We start from the raw sequence: 4,456 nt of genomic DNA on the forward strand, positions 1-4,456 counted from the left end.
GAGTTTCGGTTAAAATTCCAGGGATTTTTTGTCTCTGTTCGGGGAGCGTCCCTGTTCCAAAACTGTCCGAAGTATTGTTAAATTCAAGAGAACCAGAACCATGAGTGAAAATACTATTACCCAAGCAACCGATAATATCTTTCTCGACCTGGGATTTTCAGCAGAAGAAGCTGATAACTTACTAATCAGATCGCAACTCATGCTCGCCCTGCTTCATCAGATTAAACATCACCGTTGGACGATCGACCAAACTGCTCAACATCTCAAACAGTCAAACGACCAAATCAAAGCTCTAACTCAAGGTAAAATTGGGGAATTCTCGGTTGATACTCTGATCGCAATGCTAAACCAAGTAGGCATGACTGTCAAAATCGAAATTTGCCCGCCCGGTAGCTTAGAGCGAGATTAGAGACATCGGTAAGTTTTGCTTTGCGCTTGTTATCATGAGCTTATCCAGCAAGAGGTTATCTAATGCTAGAAACCACCATCCTAGAAACCCTGGTCAAGTTGCCAGATTCCCTGAAACAGGAAGTTTTGCACTATGTAGAATTCTTGGCCGCCAAATATGCAAATAATGAGGTTGCCGTAAATCCTCCTCAAAAGAAACGTCAAGCCGGGATGATGAAAGGCACGTTTGTCTTACCGCTTGCTGATGATTTTGATGCACCATTAGAGGATTTCCAGGAGTATATGGAATGAGTGCATTGCTCCTCGATACTCACACTTTTATTTGGTTTTCAGAAAATGCTCCTAACCTATCAGTTACCTTGAAGGAGCAGATTGAAGCCGCCGATATAGTCTATTTGAGTATTGCCAGTCTTTGGGAAATTGCCATCAAAATCAGCATTGGTAAATTGATACTGCAAGCAGACTATGCAGACATCGAAGCTCAGTTACCTGCTGCTGGCATCTTATTACTGCCAATTTCCTTTGCGGATACTGTACTGGTTCGCAATCTACCATTCCACCATCGCGATCCATTCGATCGCATTTTAATTGCCCAATCCATTAATCATGCTTTAGTTTTAGTCAGCCGTGATGAAGTGTTTGATGCTTATGCTGTTCAAAGACTATGGGAATAAACTAGATTATTATCGCCAATGGCATTGACCCGATCGATCGTAAAAGAGTAAAATAAATTCTAGAGTTAGGCTCAAAAATTTTCCATGCCTCCCGAAGAAATCCTCCTACAATACTGGCGCGAACTTGCCCCCGCCGATCGCGCAAAAGTCATTCAGTTTACCCAAGCTCTAGCGCTCAAATCTTCACCTGAATTTACCCCCAAAACACAACTCGGTCAAACCTTGTGGAAACTTCGCCAACGGGCGATCGCCAACGGTATGAAACTTCTCAATGAAGTGGAGTTAGAGCAAGAAATTGCCGATCGTCGAGGTGGCTACGGTGTCTGGTAAACTAACTTATCTGGATCTCTATTCCATCTGCAAATACTCCAACACCAGCAACCGCAAATAGTCCAGCATTCGGATATAGGCTCGCATTTCAAGATAGCCCGATCGCGTCTCATTATAAAACTGAGCGATCGCAGAACGATCGAACACCCGAAGCTGATGTAACTCTGCGATCGCTTGCTCGCGATTCTCAACCTCTGCGCGCTCCTCAATCTGACTAGCATAACCGCGAATACTTACTGTTACTAACTCAAGCTCCTCCAGAAACGAAAAATCTTCCTCAGAACCAAGATACCTCTGAGATATCTCTTTGCGCTCTGATTTAGTGTTTTGATAGTCAACTGTCAACTGTGCCAAAAGTTGCACAATAATATCCTGCCCAAGCGCTAATTTGTTCTGAACTTGTGCCATATCGCTATTCCTCATTAATGCCATAAGTCACGATTTTCTCAACACCATACTGGTCAGGTCGCACAATTAAAAACTCATAGCCCTTTCGGTAAACAGCGGCTCCATCCTGCCGATATCCCGTGCGAGGAACTCTTACAGCACCTCTGGTGTGGAAGTTGTGTGCTTTACGCAAATATTTGAGTGGATCAAATCCTTTTCTTTGTGAATGGTCTAACACACTTTGGGCCACAGTTCGATAAGTTCCTCTATCCCATTCAGACAGATATTGCTGTAGTTCGATAACTTCAGTGTTGGAATAGTCTTCAAACAGTCGATCTAAATAAGGATCTACAGATGATTCGTCTGGCATTATCACTCTCATTCCAGAGAATATTATTGATTATAGCTTTATTGGAAAAAGATCGATCGCCTTTTATATCAAATCCACTCTTCATCGGAATGATTCATCTCTCTCATCTCTTCCTCTGTGTTCTCTGCGTACTCTGTGGTTAAATCATTCCGCTCCAATCAGAATTGGTATTACCCCTTAACAACCGCCCACTGAGTCACCGGTGCAAGCGGCTTCCAACCCTGAAAAGAGCCGATCGCCCCTACTCGCTGAATCCCAATTCTAATTAGTTCCCCACCATAACGATCGTGCCATTGCAAAACTTTAAACTCGCTCTCAACAGTCACCGCATTAACAACTAATCGGCCGCCTTCACCTAAAGCATTCCAACAAGTTTCCAGCACAGATTCTGCGGTGACACCGCCGCCGATGAAAATAGCATTCGGTTGAGGTAAATTTGTCAGGGCTTCTGGTGCTTCTCCCGCAACGATTTCGAGTTCGGGAACGCCGAAAGTAGAGGAATTTTCAGCGATGTATTGCAATCGAGTCGCATGGCGTTCGATCGCGATCGCCCTGCACCGAGGATGACTCCGCATCCATTCGATCGCGATCGAGCCGCAGCCCGCCCCCACATCCCAAAGCAACTCTCCGGGAATCGGTGCTAACGTTGACAGAGTAACGGCTCTAACCTCCCGCTTGGTAAGTTGTCCGTCGTGGCGATAAGCAGTATCCGCCAAACCGGAGGTACGAGGGAAAATCACAGTTGGTCGATCGGCTGCAACTGCGATCGCGATCGTGTTCAAATCAGCCAAATCCGCTGCCTTCCAGGCTGCTGCGACCCCCTCGATCCGCCGTTCCGATTCCGACCCCATCCGCTCGAACACGGTCATCAAACTGCTGCCAAACCCCCGCTGCGTCAACAATTCTGCAACCTTTCCCGGCGTGTGTCTGTCAGCGCTCAACACCAGCAAGCGCGCCCCCGGATACAAAGCAAGGGCGATCGATGCGATCGGGCGATTTGTCAAACTGAAAGTCTCAACTTGGGCGATCGGCCAACCCAAACGGGCGCAAGCAAGACTAAAAGCCGATACCGCCGGAATCACAGTCATTTCCGAAATGGGAATTTGGCGCGACAGCGTGACGCCGATGCCGTAACACATCGGATCGCCGCTTGCTAGCACGCACACAGATTGTCCCCGGCGGCGGAGAATCTCGTCAACTGTTGTCTGCAAAGGCGATGCCCAAACCAATTTTTCGCGGGTGTCGTCGGTTGGTAGCATTGCTAGGTGACGGGCGCCACCAACAACGATTTGAGATTGAGAGAGAAGGGTAGAGGCGATCGGGCCGAGTCCCGAAAGTCCATCTTCGCCAATCCCCACCACCGAAAGCCATTTGTGCATTGCGGTCTTACTGCTAATTACTACTTATCGATTCTAAAGAATAATATCGGATTTCCATTGATAATTCTTTCTTCTACTTGTTTCATTCCGAGTCTTTCTGCGACTTTTTGCGACTCAATGTTTGGGCGATCGCAACTTGCGACAAGATAGTTAAAGCCAAGTTCCTCAAAACCATAATCCAATATTTTGGTTGATGCTTCAGTAGCGTAACCTTGTTTAAGTGCTTTCGGCAGCAGTGCGTAAACTAACTGCGGCTGTGCTTCTTCAAAAAAATACCACAAACCCACAAATCCAATAGTTTCTCGATCGCTCTTAGTTTCGATAAACCACAAACCGAATTGCTTTTGGGCAAACAGCTTTTTGTTTTCCGCAAGCATTTCTTCAACCTTTTGTAGCGACCAGATTTCGCCGTCGCACAGATATCTCCTCACATAGGAATCAGTGAAAATTCTATGAAGCGTGTTGAGGTCGCTCTCCACAATCGGTTTCAAAACCAATCTCTCTGTTTCAAATATCATGGGGATTATTTATGTTGGATTAAAGGGCGATCGCACCTATCAATATTAGTCCAGGACGCACGGGTGGTCAAAAACCGGGTTTTTTATGAAAAGATGGGTTGCAGCCCGTAGATTCGGTAAAAAAGCCGGTTTCTTTGATAGGAGTGCGATCGCGAACTGTTGATTTTTGTAGTTGCGGTGTCTTCGCCGGCGGGCCCATATATCCATGACTGTCTGAAAAATATTTTCCCCAAACAAAAAGCGCCCCTATTTCTAGGAGCGCTTTTTGTAATCTCAGACTAAAACTTAGCCATTGATAGAAGGAGCTACCATTGCTACTGGAGTGACTTCACTAGCAGCCAAGTCAAGTGGGAAGTTGTGAGCATTGCGCTCGTGCATTACTTCCATACC

9 protein-coding genes are annotated in these 4,456 nt (G+C 46.2%); 4 read left to right on the forward strand and 5 right to left on the reverse strand.

The window, feature by feature from the left end; all coding sequences use genetic code 11:
- Positions 1 to 100 precede the first annotated feature (100 nt).
- The 4 genes from QUB12_RS36725 to QUB12_RS36740 all read left to right on the forward strand — a co-directional run bounded on the left by QUB12_RS36725 (position 101) and on the right by QUB12_RS36740 (position 1,412).
- On the forward strand, positions 101 to 409 hold the full coding sequence (locus QUB12_RS36725; RefSeq protein WP_333148242.1) for an XRE family transcriptional regulator: 309 nt from the start codon (positions 101 to 103) through the stop codon (positions 407 to 409).
- A gap of 62 nt (positions 410 to 471) precedes the next feature.
- Positions 472 to 699 (forward strand): type II toxin-antitoxin system VapB family antitoxin, encoded by a 228-nt coding sequence (gene vapB / locus QUB12_RS36730; RefSeq protein WP_333148244.1) that lies wholly within the window; start codon positions 472 to 474, stop codon positions 697 to 699.
- Positions 696 to 1,082 carry a type II toxin-antitoxin system VapC family toxin gene (locus QUB12_RS36735; protein WP_333148246.1) on the forward strand — a complete coding sequence of 129 codons (387 nt, stop codon included), beginning with the start codon at positions 696 to 698 and terminating at the stop codon, positions 1,080 to 1,082. Before vapB ends, QUB12_RS36735 begins: the two co-directional genes overlap by 4 nt.
- Positions 1,083 to 1,166: 84 nt before the next feature.
- Positions 1,167 to 1,412: a hypothetical protein gene (locus tag QUB12_RS36740; RefSeq protein ID WP_333311020.1), complete on the forward strand. Its 246-nt coding sequence runs from the start codon at positions 1,167 to 1,169 to the stop codon at positions 1,410 to 1,412.
- 18 nt (positions 1,413 to 1,430) lie between these two features.
- Here QUB12_RS36740 and QUB12_RS36745 read toward each other — a convergent pair whose 3' ends face one another.
- From QUB12_RS36745 to QUB12_RS36765, 5 genes are all read right to left on the reverse strand, one after another.
- Positions 1,431 to 1,820 (reverse strand): hypothetical protein, encoded by a 390-nt coding sequence (locus QUB12_RS36745; protein ID WP_333311022.1) that lies wholly within the window; start codon positions 1,818 to 1,820, stop codon positions 1,431 to 1,433.
- Positions 1,821 to 1,824: 4 nt separating this feature from the next.
- Positions 1,825 to 2,169 (reverse strand): hypothetical protein, encoded by a 345-nt coding sequence (locus QUB12_RS36750; RefSeq protein ID WP_333148252.1) that lies wholly within the window; start codon positions 2,167 to 2,169, stop codon positions 1,825 to 1,827.
- 170 nt (positions 2,170 to 2,339) lie between these two features.
- Positions 2,340 to 3,548 (reverse strand): precorrin-6y C5,15-methyltransferase (decarboxylating) subunit CbiE, encoded by a 1,209-nt coding sequence (gene cbiE / locus QUB12_RS36755; protein ID WP_333311024.1) that lies wholly within the window; start codon positions 3,546 to 3,548, stop codon positions 2,340 to 2,342.
- Between the two features lie 20 nt (positions 3,549 to 3,568).
- Positions 3,569 to 4,066, reverse strand: coding sequence for a GNAT family N-acetyltransferase (locus QUB12_RS36760; RefSeq protein WP_333148255.1), 498 nt, complete (start codon positions 4,064 to 4,066; stop codon positions 3,569 to 3,571).
- Between the two features lie 285 nt (positions 4,067 to 4,351).
- A partial coding sequence (locus QUB12_RS36765; RefSeq protein WP_333050036.1) for a photosystem II protein D1 occupies positions 4,352 to 4,456 on the reverse strand: 105 nt, incomplete at its 5' end.

The organism is Microcoleus sp. B7-D4 (assembly GCF_036705125.1).
Taxonomy (GTDB): Bacteria; Cyanobacteriota; Cyanobacteriia; order Cyanobacteriales; family Microcoleaceae; genus Microcoleus.

Bases quoted from the DNA above. Each gene is read 5' to 3' on its own strand.
- QUB12_RS36725 (WP_333148242.1), top strand. From the start codon at position 101: ATGAGTGAAAATACTATTACCCAAGCAACCGATAATATCTTTCTCGAC.
- vapB (WP_333148244.1), top strand. From the start codon at position 472: ATGCTAGAAACCACCATCCTAGAAACCCTGGTCAAGTTGCCAGATTCC.
- QUB12_RS36735 (WP_333148246.1), top strand. From the start codon at position 696: ATGAGTGCATTGCTCCTCGATACTCACACTTTTATTTGGTTTTCAGAA.
- QUB12_RS36740 (WP_333311020.1), top strand. From the start codon at position 1,167: ATGCCTCCCGAAGAAATCCTCCTACAATACTGGCGCGAACTTGCCCCC.
- QUB12_RS36745 (WP_333311022.1), bottom strand. From the start codon at position 1,820: ATGGCACAAGTTCAGAACAAATTAGCGCTTGGGCAGGATATTATTGTG.
- QUB12_RS36750 (WP_333148252.1), bottom strand. From the start codon at position 2,169: ATGCCAGACGAATCATCTGTAGATCCTTATTTAGATCGACTGTTTGAA.
- cbiE (WP_333311024.1), bottom strand. From the start codon at position 3,548: ATGCACAAATGGCTTTCGGTGGTGGGGATTGGCGAAGATGGACTTTCG.
- QUB12_RS36760 (WP_333148255.1), bottom strand. From the start codon at position 4,066: ATGATATTTGAAACAGAGAGATTGGTTTTGAAACCGATTGTGGAGAGC.